Source organism: Streptomyces sp. BBFR2, from assembly GCF_044497305.1.
Taxonomy (GTDB): Bacteria; Actinomycetota; Actinomycetes; order Streptomycetales; family Streptomycetaceae; genus Streptomyces.
This window is the reverse complement of record NZ_CP172415.1, coordinates 3981423-3997186: the sequence shown is the minus strand read 5'-3', so window position 1 is coordinate 3997186 and position 15764 is coordinate 3981423. Positions and strand designations below refer to the sequence as shown.

Annotated in this window: 13 protein-coding genes; 4 read left to right on the top strand and 9 right to left on the bottom strand. The window is 71.8% G+C overall.

Annotation, left to right across the window (positions count from 1 at the left end):
- Positions 1-150: 150 nt before the first annotated feature.
- On the top strand, positions 151-1803 hold the full coding sequence (locus ACGH2B_RS16145) for a serine hydrolase domain-containing protein (protein WP_399089338.1): 1653 nt from the start codon (positions 151-153) through the stop codon (positions 1801-1803).
- On the opposite strand, the gene ACGH2B_RS16140 is transcribed toward ACGH2B_RS16145, so the two are convergent.
- Entirely contained in the window at positions 1740-3446 is a 1707-nt protein-coding gene (locus ACGH2B_RS16140; protein ID WP_399089335.1) for a glycerol-3-phosphate dehydrogenase/oxidase, read from the bottom strand. The genes ACGH2B_RS16145 and ACGH2B_RS16140 overlap by 64 nt on opposite strands.
- A 260-nt stretch (positions 3447-3706) precedes the next feature.
- Here ACGH2B_RS16140 and ACGH2B_RS16135 point away from each other — a divergent pair, with 260 nt between their 5' ends.
- Positions 3707-4954, top strand: coding sequence for a nucleotide sugar dehydrogenase (locus ACGH2B_RS16135; RefSeq protein WP_399089332.1), 1248 nt, complete (start codon positions 3707-3709; stop codon positions 4952-4954).
- 106 nt (positions 4955-5060) lie between these two features.
- Here the strand turns inward: ACGH2B_RS16135 and ACGH2B_RS16130 are convergent, their stop codons facing one another.
- From ACGH2B_RS16130 to ACGH2B_RS16115, 4 genes are all read right to left on the bottom strand, one after another.
- Positions 5061-6173 (bottom strand): GuaB3 family IMP dehydrogenase-related protein, encoded by a 1113-nt coding sequence (locus ACGH2B_RS16130; RefSeq protein ID WP_399089329.1) that lies wholly within the window; start codon positions 6171-6173, stop codon positions 5061-5063.
- Between the two features lie 183 nt (positions 6174-6356).
- Entirely contained in the window at positions 6357-7859 is a 1503-nt protein-coding gene (gene guaB / locus ACGH2B_RS16125) for an IMP dehydrogenase (protein WP_399089326.1), read from the bottom strand.
- Positions 7860-8011: 152 nt separating this feature from the next.
- Entirely contained in the window at positions 8012-8587 is a 576-nt protein-coding gene (locus tag ACGH2B_RS16120; protein ID WP_285229389.1) for a sigma-70 family RNA polymerase sigma factor, read from the bottom strand.
- Positions 8588-9084: 497 nt separating this feature from the next.
- Positions 9085-9696 carry a response regulator transcription factor gene (locus tag ACGH2B_RS16115; protein WP_003948568.1) on the bottom strand — a complete coding sequence of 204 codons (612 nt, stop codon included), beginning with the start codon at positions 9694-9696 and terminating at the stop codon, positions 9085-9087.
- Positions 9697-10092: 396 nt separating this feature from the next.
- Between ACGH2B_RS16115 and ACGH2B_RS16110 the strand changes: the two genes are divergently transcribed.
- Positions 10093-10425, top strand: coding sequence for a WhiB family transcriptional regulator (locus ACGH2B_RS16110; protein ID WP_399089322.1), 333 nt, complete (start codon positions 10093-10095; stop codon positions 10423-10425).
- A gap of 127 nt (positions 10426-10552) precedes the next feature.
- On the opposite strand, the gene ACGH2B_RS16105 is transcribed toward ACGH2B_RS16110, so the two are convergent.
- Positions 10553-11464, bottom strand: coding sequence for a LysR family transcriptional regulator (locus ACGH2B_RS16105; protein ID WP_399089319.1), 912 nt, complete (start codon positions 11462-11464; stop codon positions 10553-10555).
- 216 nt (positions 11465-11680) lie between these two features.
- Between ACGH2B_RS16105 and ACGH2B_RS16100 the strand changes: the two genes are divergently transcribed.
- A complete protein-coding gene (locus ACGH2B_RS16100; RefSeq protein ID WP_399089316.1) occupies positions 11681-12454 on the top strand; it encodes an SDR family NAD(P)-dependent oxidoreductase in 774 nt (257 codons plus the stop codon).
- 241 nt (positions 12455-12695) lie between these two features.
- On the opposite strand, the gene ACGH2B_RS16095 is transcribed toward ACGH2B_RS16100, so the two are convergent.
- The 3 genes from ACGH2B_RS16095 to groES form a co-directional block, all read right to left on the bottom strand.
- Positions 12696-13289, bottom strand: a complete 594-nt coding sequence (locus tag ACGH2B_RS16095; protein WP_399089313.1) for a GntR family transcriptional regulator — start codon at positions 13287-13289, stop codon at positions 12696-12698.
- A 265-nt stretch (positions 13290-13554) separates the two neighbouring features.
- Complete coding sequence (groL, locus tag ACGH2B_RS16090) at positions 13555-15180, bottom strand: chaperonin GroEL (RefSeq protein ID WP_399089310.1); 1626 nt, start codon at positions 15178-15180, stop codon at positions 13555-13557.
- Between the two features lie 103 nt (positions 15181-15283).
- On the bottom strand, positions 15284-15592 hold the full coding sequence (gene groES, locus ACGH2B_RS16085; RefSeq protein WP_030287454.1) for a co-chaperone GroES: 309 nt from the start codon (positions 15590-15592) through the stop codon (positions 15284-15286).
- Positions 15593-15764 lie beyond the last annotated feature (172 nt).

The following is a 15764-nucleotide window of genomic DNA, read 5'->3' as shown; positions in this document are numbered from 1 at the left end:
GATTCCCATCGGCGCCAAACTGGTCAACTCGGACAACCCACCCTGGCAGAGCCTTCATTCTCTCTCATCCGCGGGGGTGCGGAAGGCCCGGGGCCGTGACGTACAGTGCCGCGCGCAACCGCCTTGACGGCCCGACGGACGGGAGTCCCGATGACGACGCGACGGCCGCGCCCCGCCCCCGTGGGCGCCGCCCGGCGCCCGCCCGCACGCCCCGCGCGCCGCCGCCCGCCCGCCGCGCGCCCGCTCCTGGCGGCGGCGCTCGCCCTGGCCTGTCTGCTGCTCACCGCCTGTACGCAGCGCCACTACCACCTGCTGGGGCCGCTCACGGTCCCCCGGCCGCCCGATACGACGGCCCCCGCGCTGCGCGCCCTGGTCGCCGCGGGCGCCCCCGGCGCCGCCTCCCTGGTCACCCGGCGCGGGCAGTTCGCCGCCGCCCGCTACTCCGCCGCCGGCGTCTCCGACCTGCGCACCCGCCGCCCCATGGGCCGCGACGACCGCTTCCGGGCGGGCAGCCTCACGAAGACGCTGGTCGCCACCGTCGTCCTCCAGCTCGCCGCCGAACGGCGGCTGGACCTGGACGACTCCGCGGCCCGGCTGCTGACGACCGGCCACGGGCCGCCGCCGGGCCTGCCCCGCGGCGCGCTGGCCCCGCTGTCCCGGGTGACGGTCCGCCAGCTCCTGGGCCACACCAGCGGCCTGTTCAACTACACCGCCGACCCGGCCCTCGCCCGCGGCCTGGACGGTCCCGGCTTCGCCGCCCACCGCTACGACACCCACACCCCCGCCGAGCTGCTGCGCCGCGCCCTGCGCCACCCGCCGACCGCCGCCCCCGGCGCCCGCTACGCCTACTCCAACACCAATTACCTCGCCCTCGGCCTGATCGTCGAGACGGTCACCGGCCGCCGCTACGCCGACGAGATCCGCCGCCGGATCCTCGTCCCCGTCGGCCTGACCGGCACCAGCTTCCCGGGCACCCGTACCGTCCTGCCCCGCCCGCACGGCCGCGGCTACGCCGGCACCGGCCCCCGGCGGACGGACGCCACCGACCTCAACCCGAGCTGGGCCGGGCCCGCCGGGGAGATGGTCACCACCCTCGACGACCTCAACCTCTTCTTCGCCGCGCTCCTCGGCGGCCAGTTGCTGCCCGCGCGCGAGATGGCCGAACTCCGCGACGAACGCGCCACCCGGGGCGTCTACGGCCTGGGCCTCTACACCACCCGGCTGCCCTGCGGGGTGACGGTCTGGGGCCACAGCGGCGACATCCCCGGCTCGTACGCCCGCACCGCCGCCTCGGCGGACGGCCGCCACCTCGTCAGCTACCACCTCAACACCGACGCCCTCGGCCCCCGGGCCGACGACGACACCGTCCTGACCGCGGAGTTCTGCCCGAAGCCGGGGGCGGGCCCGAAGCCGGCGCCGGGTCAGGGCCCGGACCCGAGCGCCGGTACGGGGACGGCCCCGGCCCCCGGCACGGCGGAACCGGCCACGGACACGGAGACGAAGACGGGGACGGAGACGGGGACGGGGACGGGGACGGGGACGGGGACGGGGACGGAAACAGTCACGCCACCGGGCGCGGCGGCGGACACCACCGCGGGCACCACCGCGGGCACAGCCCCCGGGACAGCCCCCGGCACGGCGGCGGGCGCGCCGCGGGCCACCGCCCTCGCCGCGCCCGCCGCCGGAGACCGGGGGACCGCCGCCCGGGAAGCCTCCCCCGGCGCGCCCCGGCCCGCCGTCTACAGCGGCACGATGTCCGGTGCGCCCAGCCGCGCCGCGTCGGCCGTCAGATCGTCGGGCTGACGCTGCGATTCGCGCTCCGCCTCGACCCGCTTCGCGTAGTGCGCGACCTCCTTGTCGACCTGCGCCGCGTCCCAGCCCAGCGCCGGGGCCATCAGCTCCGCCGCCTCGCGGGCGCAGCGGGTGCCGCGGTCGAAGGTCTCGATGGAGATGCGGGTGCGCCGGGTCAGGACGTCGTCGAGGTGGCGGGCGCCCTCGTGGGTGCAGGCGTACACCACCTCGGCACGGAGGTAGTCCTCCGCGCCGGTCAGCGGCTCGCCCAGCGCCGGATCGGCCACCACCAGCTCCAGGACCTCCTCGGTCAGTGAGCCGTAACGGTTCAGCAGATGCTCGACGCGGGCGGGGTGCAGCCCGGAGCGGGCCGCGATCCGGGCGCGCGCGTTCCACATCGCCTTGTACCCCTCGGCGCCGAGCAGCGGCACGTCCTCGGTGACGCACTCCGCCACCCGCTGGTCGAGCCCGTGCACCGCCTCGTCCACCGCGTCCTTCGCCATCACCCGGTACGTCGTGTACTTCCCGCCGGCCACCACGACGAGCCCCGGCACCGGGTGCGCGACGGTGTGCTCGCGCGAGAGCTTGCTCGTCGCGTCCGACTCCCCGGCCAGCAGCGGCCGCAGACCGGCGTAGACGCCCTCGACGTCATCCCTGGTCAGCGGGGTGGCGAGGACGGAGTTCACATGCTCCAGCAGATAGTCGATGTCCGCGCTGGAGGCCGCCGGGTGCGCCTTGTCGAGATCCCAGTCGGTGTCGGTGGTGCCGATGATCCAGTGCCGCCCCCAGGGGATGACGAAGAGCACGCTCTTCTCGGTGCGCAGGATCAGCCCGGTCGTGGAGTGGATGCGGTCCTTGGGGACGACCAGATGGATGCCCTTGGAGGCGCGGACGTGGAACTGCCCGCGCTCGTTGATCAGCCCCTGGGTGTCGTCGGTCCACACCCCCGTGGCGTTGACGATCTGCCGGGCCCGCACCTCGTACGTCCCGCCCGACTCGACGTCCTCGACCCGCGCGCCGACCACCCGCTCGCCCTCCCGCAGGAAGGCCACCACCCGCGCGCCGTTGGCGACCGCCGCGCCGTACGACGCGGCGGTACGCACCAGCGTCTCGACGAACCGCGCGTCGTCCATCTGCGCGTCGTAGTACTGCAACGCCCCCACCAGCGCGTCCTTGCGCAGACAGGGCGCGACCCGCAGCGCCCGCTTGTGGGAGAGGTGCCGGTGGACGGGCAGCCCGCGACCGTGGCCGGACGAGAGCGACATCGCGTCGTAGAGCGCCACACCGGAGCCGGCGTAGAAGCGCTCCCAGACGTGGTGCTGGAGCGGATAGAGGAACGGCACCGGCTTGACCAGGTGCGGGGCCAGCCGCTCCAGCAGCAGCCCGCGCTCCTTCAGCGCCTCGCGGACCAGCGCGAAGTCGAGCATCTCCAGATACCGCAGTCCGCCGTGGATGAGCTTGCTGGAGCGGCTGGAGGTGCCCGCCGCCCAGTCGCGTGCCTCGACGAGCCCGGTGGTGAGCCCGCGGGTCGCCGCGTCGAGCACGGTGCCGGCGCCGACGACGCCGCCGCCGACCACCAGAATGTCGAGTTCCCGTTCGGCCATCCGGGCGAGCGCCTCGGCGCGCTGCACCGGTCCCAGGGTCGCTGTCTTCACCACTGCCTCCCACTGTGATCGGGGCCACACCCCCGTCGGTCGATTCTGTCCGCGCGCCGCGCCGCTGTCCCCCCTGCGCCTGCACCGGAAGGGCCGGACACCGCGCGGTGTCCGGGTGAACGACGGGATCCCGACGCGGCCCCTGCCGCCACCGGCGGCAACACCCCGCCTCCTTGATCCACCAATTCCCATTCTGTGGCAAATGTCCACTTAGTCTACTTATGCGTCAATCGGAATCGCTCGGGAAGGGCGGCAGCAGCATGCCCGCAGACCTCGCCGTCATCGGCCTCGGCCACCTCGGACTCCCCCTCGCCCAGGCCGCCACCGCGGCCGGCCTCACCACCCTCGGCTACACCCCCGGCCCGCGCACCGCCCCGCCCACCGCCACCGACGGCCCCCTCACCGCCACCGAACTCCGCCGGCTGACCGCAGCCGGATTCCGCACCACCACCGACCCCGCCGCCCTCGGCCGGGTCCGTACCGCCGTCATCTGCGCCCCCACCCCGCTCGGCCCCGACCGCGCCCTCGACCTCACCGCCGTCACCGACGCGGCCCGCACCCTCGCCGCCCACCTGCGCCCGCACACCACCGTCATCCTCGAATCCGCCGCCTACCCCGGCACCACCGAGGACGTCCTGCGCCCCCTCCTGGAGGACGGCTCCGGCCTCACCGCCGGCCGCGACTTCCACCTCGCCTGCTCCCCCGCCCGCCACGACCCCGGCAACCGCACCCACCGGTACGCCAACACCCCCAAGGTCATCGGCGGCCTCACCCCCGCCTGCACCGAAGCCGCCGCCGCCTTCTACGGCCGCCTCACCGACAAGGTCGTCCGCGCCCGCGGCCCCCGCGAGGCCGAGACCACCGGCCTGCTGGAGACCAACTACCGCCACCTCAACATCGCCCTGATGAACGAGATGGCCGTCTTCTGCCACGACATCGGCGTCGACCTCTGGGACGTCATCCGCTGCGCCGAGACCAAACCGTTCGGCTTCCAGGCGTTCCGCCCCGGCCCCGGTGTCGGCGGCCACGCCGCCCCCGTCGACCCCAACTACCTCGCCTACCAGGGCCGTTCCCTCGGCTACCCGCTGCGCATGGTGGAACTGGCCCAGGAGGTCAACGACCGGATGCCCGGCTACATCGCCCGGCGCTGCGCCACCCTCCTCAACGAGTACGGCAAATCCGCCCGCGGCGCCCGCGTCCTGCTCCTCGGCGTCACCTACAAACCCGACATCGGCGACCAGGAAGGCGCCCCCGCCCGCGAGATCGCCGCCCGCCTGCGGGAACTCGGCGCCCACCTCACGTACCACGACCCCTACGTCCCCCACTGGACCGTCCTCGACCACCCCGTCCCCCGCGCCGACTGCCTGCACGAGGCCGCCGCCGCGGCCGATCTGACGGTCCTGCTCCAGCCGCACCGCACCTACGACCTCCAGGGCCTGTCCGTGAAGGCCCAGCTCCTGCTCGACACCCGCGGCGCCACCCCCGCCGGCGCGGCCCACCGGCTGTGACCGGACCGGCGCCGCCCGCCCCCGGACACACGGAAGGGCCCGGCCCACCGTGGTGGTGGACCGGGCCCCGCGCGTATCTGCCGCCGTACCGTCAGCGCCTGCCGCGCTACGCCGGATCGACCGTCACCTCGACCCGCTGGAACTCCTTCAGCTCGGAGTAGCCGGTCGTCGCCATCGCCCGGCGCAGCGCGCCGAAGAAGTTCATCGAACCGTCGGGCGTGGTCGACGGGCCGAGCAGCACCTCCTCGGTGGTGCCGACCGCGCCGAGATCCACCCGCTTGCCGCGCGGCACGTCCTCGTGGACCGCCTCCATGCCCCAGTGGTGACCGCGACCGGGCGCGTCCGTCGCGCGGGCCAGCGGGGAGCCCATCATCACGGCGTCCGCACCGCAGGCGATGGCCTTCGGCAGATCGCCGGAGAATCCCACCCCGCCGTCGGCGATGACGTGCACGTACCGGCCGCCGGACTCGTCCATGTAGTCCCGCCGCGCCGCCGCGACATCCGCCACCGCCGTCGCCATCGGCACCTGGATGCCCAGCACGTTACGGGTGGTGTGCGCCGCGCCGCCGCCGAAGCCGACCAGCACACCGGCGGCACCGGTCCGCATCAGGTGCAGCGCCGCCGTGTACGTGGCGCAGCCGCCGACGATCACCGGCACGTCCAGCTCGTAGATGAACTGCTTGAGGTTGAGCGGCTCGGCCGCCGACGAGACGTGCTCGGCGGAGACCGTCGTCCCGCGGATCACGAAGATGTCGACCCCGGCGTCCACCACGGCCTGCGAGAACTGCGCGGTGCGCTGCGGCGACAGCGCGGCGGCGGTGACGACACCGGAGTCGCGCACCTCCTTGATGCGCTGCCCGATCAGCTCCTCCTTGATCGGCGCGGCGTAGATCTCCTGCATCCGCTTGGTGGCCGCGTCACCGTCCAGCTCGGCGATCTCGGCGAGCAGCGGCTCCGGGTCCTCGTAGCGGGTCCACAGGCCCTCCAGGTTGAGGACGCCGAGACCGCCCAGCTCACCGATGCGGATGGCGGTCCGCGGCGAGACCACGGAGTCCATCGGCGCCGCCAGGAACGGCAGCTCGAAGCGGTAGGCGTCGATCTGCCAGGCGATCGAGACCTCCTTCGGGTCGCGGGTGCGGCGACTCGGTACGACGGCGATGTCGTCGAAGGCGTATGCCCGGCGGCCGCGCTTGCCGCGCCCGATCTCGATCTCAGTCACGTGTGTGGCCTTTCCCTCTACGTATGCGGTTCAAGTATCCCCGACACGGCAAAACCCGCGGCCGGGGCACCGGCCGCGGGTTTCACGGTAGGGGCGTCAGCGCCGCGAGTAGTTCGGCGCCTCGGTCGTCATCTGACTCCATCCCCCGGGGGACGACCCCCGGACCCCCGGCCGGGGGCCCGCTCAGCGCCGCGAGTAGTTCGGCGCTTCCGTCGTCATCTGGATGTCGTGCGGGTGGCTCTCCTTCAGGCCCGCGGCGGTGATGCGGACGAAGTGGCCCTTCTCCTTCAGCTCCGGGATGTCGGCGGAGCCGACGTAGCCCATCGAGGCGCGCAGACCGCCGACGAGCTGGTGGGCCACCGAGGAGAGCGGGCCACGGTAGGGCACCTGACCCTCGATGCCCTCGGGCACCAGCTTGTCCTCGGAGAGGACGTTGTCCTGGAAGTACCGGTCCTTGGAGAAGGAACGCGCCTGGCCACGCGACTGCATCGCACCCAGCGAACCCATACCGCGGTACGACTTGAACTGCTTGCCGTTGATGAAGACCATCTCACCCGGCGACTCCTCGCAACCGGCCAGCAGCGAGCCCAGCATCACGGTGTCCGCACCCGCCGCGATGGCCTTGGCGATGTCACCGGAGAACTGCAGACCACCGTCACCGATCAGCGGAACCCCGGCCGCGTGCGCCGCCTGCGCCGCCTCGTAGATCGCGGTGACCTGCGGCACGCCGACACCGGCGACCACCCGGGTGGTGCAGATCGAACCGGGGCCGACACCGACCTTGATGCCGTCCGCACCCGCGTCGATCAGCGCCTGCGCGCCGTCCCGCGTCGCGACGTTGCCGCCCACGACGTCGACGCTGATGTTGGACTTCACCTTGGCGATCATGTCGAGGATGCCGCGGCTGTGACCGTGCGCGCTGTCGATGACGAGGAAGTCCGCACCGGCCTCGACGAGCGCCTGCGCCCGGTCGTACGCCGCGTCGCCGACACCCACCGCCGCACCGACGACCAGCCGGCCCTCGGCGTCCTTCGCGGCGTTCGGGTACTTCTCCGCCTTGACGAAGTCCTTGACCGTGATCAGACCCTTGAGGACACCCGCCTCGTCGACCAGCGGCAGCTTCTCGATCTTGTGTCGGCGCAGCAGCTCGATGGCGTCCTCGCCCGAGATACCGACCTTGCCGGTGACCAGCGGCATCGGCGTCATGACCTCGCGGACCTGACGGCTGCGGTCCATCTCGAAGGCCATGTCGCGGTTGGTGACGATGCCCAGCAGCTTCCCCGCCGCGTCGGTCACCGGCACACCCGAGATCCGGAACTTCGCACAGAGTGCGTCGGCCTCGGCGAGCGTGGCATCGGGACGGACCGTGATCGGGTCGGTGACCATGCCGGACTCGGAACGCTTGACCAGATCGACCTGGTTGGCCTGGTCCTCGATGGAGAGATTGCGGTGCAGCACACCGGCGCCGCCCTGACGCGCCATGGCGATCGCCATCCGCGCCTCGGTGACCTTGTCCATCGCCGCCGAGAGCAGCGGAATGTTCACGCGTACGTTCCGCGAGACCCGGGAGGCGGTGCTGACCGCGTTGGGCAGCACCTCCGACGCGCCGGGCAGCAGCAGAACGTCGTCGTACGTCAGCCCCAGCATGGCGAATTTGGCGGGCATACCGTCGACGTTGTCACTCATGACACCTTCCCCAATGCTCTTGCCTCAGCGCGGACGTCCATGCTAACGGCCTGGAGTGGTGTCTCATTCCACGAGAGATGAGGGCCTCATCACCCGTACATTCCTACGTGCGCATCCGGCCATTGGCGTACGGTTCGCCCGCCACGGACGGCCTACTGCTCGGCGAGCGCCCGCAGCCGGCTCAGCGCCCGGTGCTGCGCGACCCGCACCGCACCCGGCGACATCCCGAGCATCTGCCCGGTCTCCTCCGCCGTCAGCCCGACGGCGACCCGCAGCAACACCAGCTCCCGCTGGTTCTCCGGCAGATTGGCCAGCAGCTTCTTCGCCCAGGCGGCATCACTGCTCAGCAGCGCCCGCTCCTCGGGCCCCAGCGAATCGTCCGGCTGCTCGGGCATCTCGTCGGACGGCACCGCCGTACTCCCGGGCCCGCGCATCGCGGCCCGCTGGAGATCGGCGACCTTGTGCCCCGCGATGGCGAAGACGAACGCCTCGAAAGGCTTCCCGGTGTCGCGGTAGCGCGGCAGCGCGCAGAGCACCGCGACACAGACCTCCTGCGCCAGATCCTCGACGAAGTGCCGGGCGTCCCCGGGCAACCGGGAGAGTCGGGTCCGGCAGTAGCGCAGCGCCAGCGGATGCACATGGGCCAGCAGATCGTGCGTGGCCCGCTGATCCCCTTCGACTGCGCGTGCAACGAGATCACCGATCTCCTGCTTGCCGTCATCGCGCATCGGTCCATGGTGCCCTGGCGCGGGACCGCCCTTGGCACCGCCCTCGTCGTTGTGCACTGAACCGTTACGAGCCGCCGCGTTAGCACGCACGTCCCACGCCTCCCCCGATCGGGTTGTGCCCATGCCGACGTCGAGTCCTCGCCGGTAGCGTGTATCCGTGCCGTGAGGCATCGGGTAAGGCTTGTCCGTCATGAGGTCTCTTCTTGGCCGAGTGAGAAGCCCCGGCCTCCGCCGGGGAGGAGTCACACGTCAAGGATGCGGCATCCCGTGACGTTTCGGCGCCCAAGGGTTGCCCACACCGCTCACGGACCACCCCACCGCCCGAGGTACAGGGCACCGACCGGCACCCTTCCCCGAAAACCGGCGCGGCCCACCGCCCGTACGGCGACGCTCCCCCGCACGGCCCGCACCGCGCCACCCGCCGCACATGTGGCAAGAGGGCCACGGCGCTCACCCCTCCCACCGGAGAAGCCGCCGTGACCCCGATCACCGGTCGGTCAGCGCACCAGACCCCAGCGGAACCCCAGGGCCACCGCATGGGCGCGGTCCGAAGCGCCGAGCTTCTTGAACAGTCGCCGGGCATGGGTCTTGACCGTGTCCTCGGAGAGGAACAGCTCGCGGCCGATCTCGGCGTTGGACCGGCCGTGGCTCATGCCCTCCAGCACCTGGATCTCCCGGGCGGTGAGCGTCGGGGCGGCACCCATCTCGGCGGAGCGCAGCCGCCGCGGCGCGAGCCGCCACGTCGGGTCCGCGAGCGCCTGGGTGACCGTCGCCCGCAGCTCGGCGCGGGAGGCGTCCTTGTGCAGATAGCCGCGGGCCCCGGCGGCGACCGCGAGGGCCACGCCGTCCAGATCCTCGGCCACCGTGAGCATGATGATCCGGGCGCCCGGATCGGCGGACAGCAGCCGGCGCACAGTCTCCACGCCGCCCAGGCCGGGCATGCGCACGTCCATCAGAATCAGGTCCGAGCGATCGGCACCCCAGCGGCGGAGGACTTCCTCGCCGTTGGCGGCCGTCGTCACGCGCTCGACGCCGGGCACGGTCGCGACCGCCCGGCGGAGCGCTTCTCGGGCAAGCGGGGAGTCGTCGCAGACGAGGACAGATGTCATGACTGTCCCCCGCGGCTCTCACTGCTGCTGCGCGTCACCTTGAGCCTCCAGGCTGATACGTATCGTCACCGGTGCGCTTGACGGGCTCGGACACCTGCCCGACCACTACTCCGCCAACCGCTTTCGCACACTCAACGACGGTCACTCGAAAGAGTTACGGGTTCGAGCATCGAATTCGGCACGCTGCGTGAGGGCCTGGATACGCAGACGGACACGGTTCTTCGCGAGCGACCATCCACCCCGCATGAACCCTATGCCCTATTTGGCTCTCTTCCTTCCATTTTCCAGCGATCTGCGGCTAGATTCGCAATGAGTCATATTTACATCTACTTACACAGTAGATGTACCGTCGTCACCACCGAGCCCGATACAGCAATCGCTTCGAGGGGACACGCAATGGCAGATTTCTCCCGCCTCCCGGGCCCGAACGCAGACCTCTGGGACTGGCAGCTTCTGGCAGCCTGCCGCGGTGTGGACAGTTCGCTGTTCTTCCACCCCGAAGGGGAACGCGGTGCCGCCCGCAGCGCGCGTGAGACATCGGCGAAGGAGGTCTGCATGCGCTGCCCCGTACGGGCCGAATGCGCGGCGCATGCGCTGGCCGTCCGCGAGCCCTACGGGGTCTGGGGCGGCCTGACCGAGGACGAGCGCGAGGAGCTGATGGGCCGGGCACGGCACCGGATGGTCCCGGCGACCACACTGGTGGGCCACGCGAGCGCCCAGAGCGGCTGACACCGGACCGCGGAACCGGTAAGCAGAAACGTTCCTCCATGGGCGTGGCCGCACCTCGGCCAGGGGTGTGGTCATGCCGTACACCGGCCGCCGGAGACCGGAAACCCGGCCGCGTAACGCCGTGCCGTCAGCGGGCCGCGGCGCACTCCAGTTGATCGAGCATCGCGCCGACCGCCGGGACCCGTGCGAGGTCCGGCAGGGTGAGGGCGACGATCTCGCGGTGCACGGCGGGCTCCAGGCGCAGCGTGCGCGCGCCCTTGGGGCGGACCGACGCGAGGGTCAGCTCGGGCAGGGCGGCGACGCCGAGACCCGCGCCGACCAGGCCGATCACCGCCGGGTAGTCGTCGGTGGCGAAATCGATGCGCGGGGTGAAACCGGCGCTCTCGCAGACCTCGACCAGATGCGTACGGCACCGCGGGCAGCCGGCGATCCACGGCTCGTCGGCGAGGTCACCGAAGGCGGCGGAGCCGGTGGCGGCGAGCCGGTGTCCCTCGGGGACCAGGCCCACCAGACGGTCGGTGAGGACCGGGCGGACGACCAGGTCGTCCCAGTCGGCGCAGGCTTCCGGGGCGGCGGCGCGCCCTTCCGGGTAGCGGAAGGTCAGGGCGATCTCGCAGTCGCCGTTGCGCAGCATCTCGATCGAGCGGGGCGGTTCGGCCTCGTCCAGGGAGACGCGGGTGCGCGGGTGGGCGGCGCGCATGGCGGCCAGTGCGGTGGGCACCAGCGTCGAACTGCCGGAGGGGAAGGACACCAGGCGGACGCGGCCGGCGCGGAGCCCCGCGATGGCGGCGACCTCCTCCTCCGCCGCGGTGAGCCCGGCGAGGATGCCGACGGCGTGCCGTACGAGCGCCTCGCCCGCCTGGGTCAGCCGCATCTCGCGGCCGGTACGGATCAGCAGCGGGGTGCCCGCCGACTGCTCCAGGGCCTTCATCTGCTGGCTGACGGCCGGCTGGGTGCAGCCCAGTTCACGGGCGGCGGCGGAGAACGAACCGGTGCGGGCGACCTCACGCAGCACGCGGAGATGGCGAGCCTCGATCATGGACCCAGCATAAGTCAGACTTGGAGGTAAGGGGAAAATAAGGGATGTGGCTTTGAATGTGAGTGCGGTGCCCGTTCCCGCCCTCCCCTCCCGTTCCGGCCCGGGAGGTGCCGTACGAGGGCTTTGGGCGGATGGGTCCGGGGCGGGGGTGGCGGGCGTTCGTACGGGTGGCCGGACGGGTGCGTTCATGTCATCCGGGGCGGATAGCGTGCCCGCATGACGACTGCATTGATCACGGGAGCGACCTCGGGCATCGGGGCGGCGTTCGCCCGGCGCCTCGCGCACGACGGCCACAACCTCGTCCTGGTGGCGCGCGACGAGAAGCGGCTGCACCGGCAGGCGACCGAACTGCACGACCTGCACGGCATCGAGGCGAGCGTGCTGAGCGCCGATCTGGCCACGGAGGAGGGCATCGCCGCGGTCGAGGAGCGGCTCGGCGACCGGACGCACCCGGTGGATCTGCTGATCAACAACGCGGGCTTCGGCAACAAGGGCGAGTACCTGGACGTCCCGATGGCCGATGAGCTGGCGATGCTGAAGGTGCACTGCGAGGCGGTGCTGCGGCTGACCACGACGGCGGTGCGCGGGATGCGGGAGCGGCGGCGCGGCGGGGTCGTCAACGTCGCCTCCGTCGCGGCGTTCGTGCCAAGCGGCACCTACGGGGCGAGCAAGGCGTGGGTCGTGCAGTTCACACAGGGCGCGGCGCGGGATCTGGCGGACAGCGGGGTACGGCTGATGGCACTGTGCCCCGGATTCGTCCGGACGGAGTTCCACCAGCGGGCCGAACTGCGCACCGACAACATCCCCGGCTGGATGTGGCTGGACGCGGACAAGCTGGTCGACGCCGCGATGCAGGACCTGGCCCGCGGCCGCTCGCTCTCCATCCCCGACCCGCGCTACAAGGCCCTGATGGGCGCCGTGAAACTGACCCCGCGCAGCGTGCTGAGCGGCCTGACCTCGCGTACGGGGCGGAAGTTCGGGCCGAAGTGACGCGCGGGCGCCGGGGCGCGCGATGGCTTGCACTCCGGCCCGGGTGGGTGCGGCGGCGTGCGTCCCGGTCCGCCGCGGCGGGCGTGGTGGGCGTGCGTCCCGGTCCGGCGGGTGCGGTGGGCGTGCGTTCCGGCTCGGTCCGGCCCGGGGTGCGCGGAGGTGTGGGCCCCGGCCTGGCCCGCCGGACGCGGCCCACGTCGGGATCAGCGGGCCCCGAGCACCGCGGCTCCGCGCGCCACCGTTACGCCTCGATGTCGTATTCCAGGACGTACGCCGACGAGTCCAGGGTCATCTCGTTGACCTCGACGGGGCGGCCGCCGGCCGCGAAGGCGGTGCGGGCGATGATCATCACGGGCGTCCCGGCGCCGAGGCTCAGCCGGTCCGCCTCGTCACGGGACGGCATGCGGCTGCGGATCTCCTCCCGGAAGCGCACCGGTTCACTGCCCAGTTCGGCCAGGCGGGCGTAGACGCCGCCGGGCCCGGTGTCCTCCTGGACGATCGCCGAACCGGCCACCAGCGCGGCAGGCAGATAGCTCGTGGCCAGCAGCACCGGCTTGCCGTCGAGGACGAACCGGCGGCGGCGCACGCACACCGCCTCGTGCGATTCGATCCCCAGCACGTCCGCGACGGCGGCGGGCGCCCGCTCCTCACCGACGACGACCTGATCGACGACCAGCTCCCGCCCTTCGGCATCGGCCGACCAGACGGAGCGCCCCTCTCCCCACCGCTCCCGCGCGAGCCGCTGGACGCCGCGGCGGCGCAGGGGGCGGAAGGCACGGGGCGCCTCCGTGCCGGGCCGAATCTCCGGCTGACGCTCGTCACTTTCGACGGCCATACGCCCCTCCTGCCCTTCGGACACCTTGGACCACCTGTCCGCCCGTACAGCGGGCGCACATCTCCACGGGTGGCATCCCGGAGAAGTATTGACGCGGAAATCCGGCCGGAACCCTTACGGCCCCTGAGGGCGGCACCTCGTCCGCCGCCTGACGCGGGTCCCGGCCCGTACCGGTCAAGCCCTCACGTGACGCCGCGAGGCCCGGCCCCCCGAAGGGGACCGGGCCTCGTGCGGCGCTACCGGCGCGGCCTGATGGAGGGCCGGGTCAGTGGGCGTGGCCGTGGCCGTGGCCGGCCTCGGCGGGCTCCTCCTCGGCGGGCTTCTCGACGACCAGGGTCTCGGTCGTGAGGAGCAGCGAGGCGATGGAGGCGGCGTTCTCCAGGGCGGAGCGGGTGACCTTCACCGGGTCGATGACGCCGGCCTTGACCAGGTCGCCGTACTCGCCGGTGGCGGCGTTGAAGCCCTGGCCCTTGTCGAGCTCGGAGACCTTCGAGGTGATGACGTAGCCCTCGAGGCCCGCGTTCTCGGCGATCCAGCGCAGCGGCTCGACGGCGGCGCGGCGGACGACGGCGACACCGGTGGCCTCGTCGCCCTCCTTGCCCAGGCCGCCTTCCAGCACCTTGGCGGCGTGGACGAGCGCGGAGCCACCACCGGAGACGATGCCCTCCTCGACCGCGGCGCGGGTCGCGGAGATGGCGTCCTCCAGACGGTGCTTCTTCTCCTTCAGCTCGACCTCGGTGGCCGCGCCCACACGGATGACGCAGACGCCGCCGGCGAGCTTGGCGAGGCGCTCCTGGAGCTTCTCGCGGTCCCAGTCCGAGTCGGTGGTCTCGATCTCGGCCTTGATCTGGTTCACGCGGCCGAGGACGTCCTCGGAGTTGCCGCCACCGTCGACGATGGTGGTGTCGTCCTTGGTGACGGTCACGCGGCGGGCGGTGCCCAGCACGTCCAGACCGGCCTGGTCGAGCTTGAGGCCGACCTCCTCGGCGATGACGGTGGCACCGGTGAGGGTGGCCATGTCGCCGAGCATCGCCTTGCGGCGGTCGCCGAAGCCGGGCGCCTTGACGGCGACGGCGTTGAAGGTGCCACGGATCTTGTTGACGACCAGGGTCGACAGGGCCTCGCCCTCGACGTCCTCGGCGATGATCAGCAGCGGCTTGGAGCCACCCGCCTGGATGACCTTCTCCAGCAGCGGCAGCAGGTCCTGGATCGAGGCGATCTTGCCCTGGTGGATGAGGATGTACGGGTCCTCCAGGACCGCTTCCATCCGCTCCTGGTCGGTGACCATGTAGGGCGAGAGGTAGCCCTTGTCGAAGGCCATACCCTCGGTGAAGTCCAGCTCCAGACCGAAGGTGTTGGACTCCTCGACGGTGATGACACCGTCCTTGCCGACCTTGTCCATCGCCTCGGCGATCAGCTCGCCGACCTGCTTGTCCTGGGCGGACAGGGCCGCGACGGCGGCGATGTCGGTCTTGTCCTCGATGGGACGCGCGGTCGCGAGCAGGTCGTCGGAGACGGCCTTGACGGCGGCGTCGATGCCCTTCTTCAGGGCGGCGGGGGAGGCGCCGGCGGCGACGTTGCGCAGACCCTCACGGACCAGCGCCTGGGCCAGCACGGTGGCGGTGGTGGTGCCGTCACCCGCGATGTCGTTGGTCTTGGTCGCCACCTCCTTGACGAGCTGGGCGCCGAGGTTCTCGTAGGGGTCGTCGACCTCGACCTCACGCGCGATGGTGACGCCGTCGTTGGTGATGGTCGGCGCGCCGAACTTCTTGTCGATGACGACGTTGCGGCCCTTGGGGCCGATCGTCACCTTCACCGTGTCGGCAAGCTTGTTGACGCCGCGCTCCAGGGCGCGACGGGCGTCCTCGTCGAACTTCAGGATCTTCGCCATGAGTTACGTGTCCTTAACGTCGTGCTCTCAACGAACTGCGCCCCTGCCCCGGTGCTTGGACGCGGGAACCAGGGGCGCAGATCACAGCAGAATGCTGGGTGACTTACTTCTCGACGATCGCGAGAACGTCGCGAGCCGAGAGGACGAGGTACTCCTCGCCGTTGTACTTCACCTCGGTGCCGCCGTACTTGCTGTAGAGCACGACGTCGCCGACGGAAACGTCGAGCGGAAGACGGTTGCCCTCCTCGAAGCGACCCGGACCGACGGCCAGGACGACGCCCTCCTGGGGCTTCTCCTTGGCAGTGTCCGGGATGACCAGGCCAGAGGCCGTGGTCTGCTCGGCGTCGAGCGGCTGGACCACGATGCGGTCCTCAAGCGGCTTGATGGCAACCTTGGTGCTGGCGGTCGTCACGATCCGACCTCCCCCTTCGGAGATCTCACGGGGTTAACTGTCTGAGGTGGCGAGCAGATGGATCCGTCGTCGCGGGTGCCGGACCAGCCCATCGCCGTGCTTAGCACTCCCCTTCGGAGAGTGCCAACGCCGACACTATGACGCGGTTAGCACTCGGTCAAGTGGAGTGCCA

Excerpts from the sequence above, each read along its gene's own strand:
- ACGH2B_RS16145 (WP_399089338.1), top strand. The coding sequence starts at position 151 with ATGACGACGCGACGGCCGCGCCCCGCCCCCGTGGGCGCCGCCCGGCGC.
- ACGH2B_RS16115 (WP_003948568.1), bottom strand. The coding sequence starts at position 9,696 with ATGACATCTGTCCTCGTCTGCGACGACTCCCCGCTTGCCCGAGAAGCG.
- groL (WP_399089310.1), bottom strand. The coding sequence starts at position 15,180 with ATGGCGAAGATCCTGAAGTTCGACGAGGACGCCCGTCGCGCCCTGGAG.
- ACGH2B_RS16120 (WP_285229389.1), bottom strand. The coding sequence starts at position 8,587 with ATGCGCGATGACGGCAAGCAGGAGATCGGTGATCTCGTTGCACGCGCA.
- guaB (WP_399089326.1), bottom strand. The coding sequence starts at position 7,859 with ATGAGTGACAACGTCGACGGTATGCCCGCCAAATTCGCCATGCTGGGG.
- ACGH2B_RS16110 (WP_399089322.1), top strand. The coding sequence starts at position 10,093 with ATGGCAGATTTCTCCCGCCTCCCGGGCCCGAACGCAGACCTCTGGGAC.
- ACGH2B_RS16105 (WP_399089319.1), bottom strand. The coding sequence starts at position 11,464 with ATGATCGAGGCTCGCCATCTCCGCGTGCTGCGTGAGGTCGCCCGCACC.
- ACGH2B_RS16095 (WP_399089313.1), bottom strand. The coding sequence starts at position 13,289 with ATGGCCGTCGAAAGTGACGAGCGTCAGCCGGAGATTCGGCCCGGCACG.
- ACGH2B_RS16100 (WP_399089316.1), top strand. The coding sequence starts at position 11,681 with ATGACGACTGCATTGATCACGGGAGCGACCTCGGGCATCGGGGCGGCG.
- ACGH2B_RS16135 (WP_399089332.1), top strand. The coding sequence starts at position 3,707 with ATGCCCGCAGACCTCGCCGTCATCGGCCTCGGCCACCTCGGACTCCCC.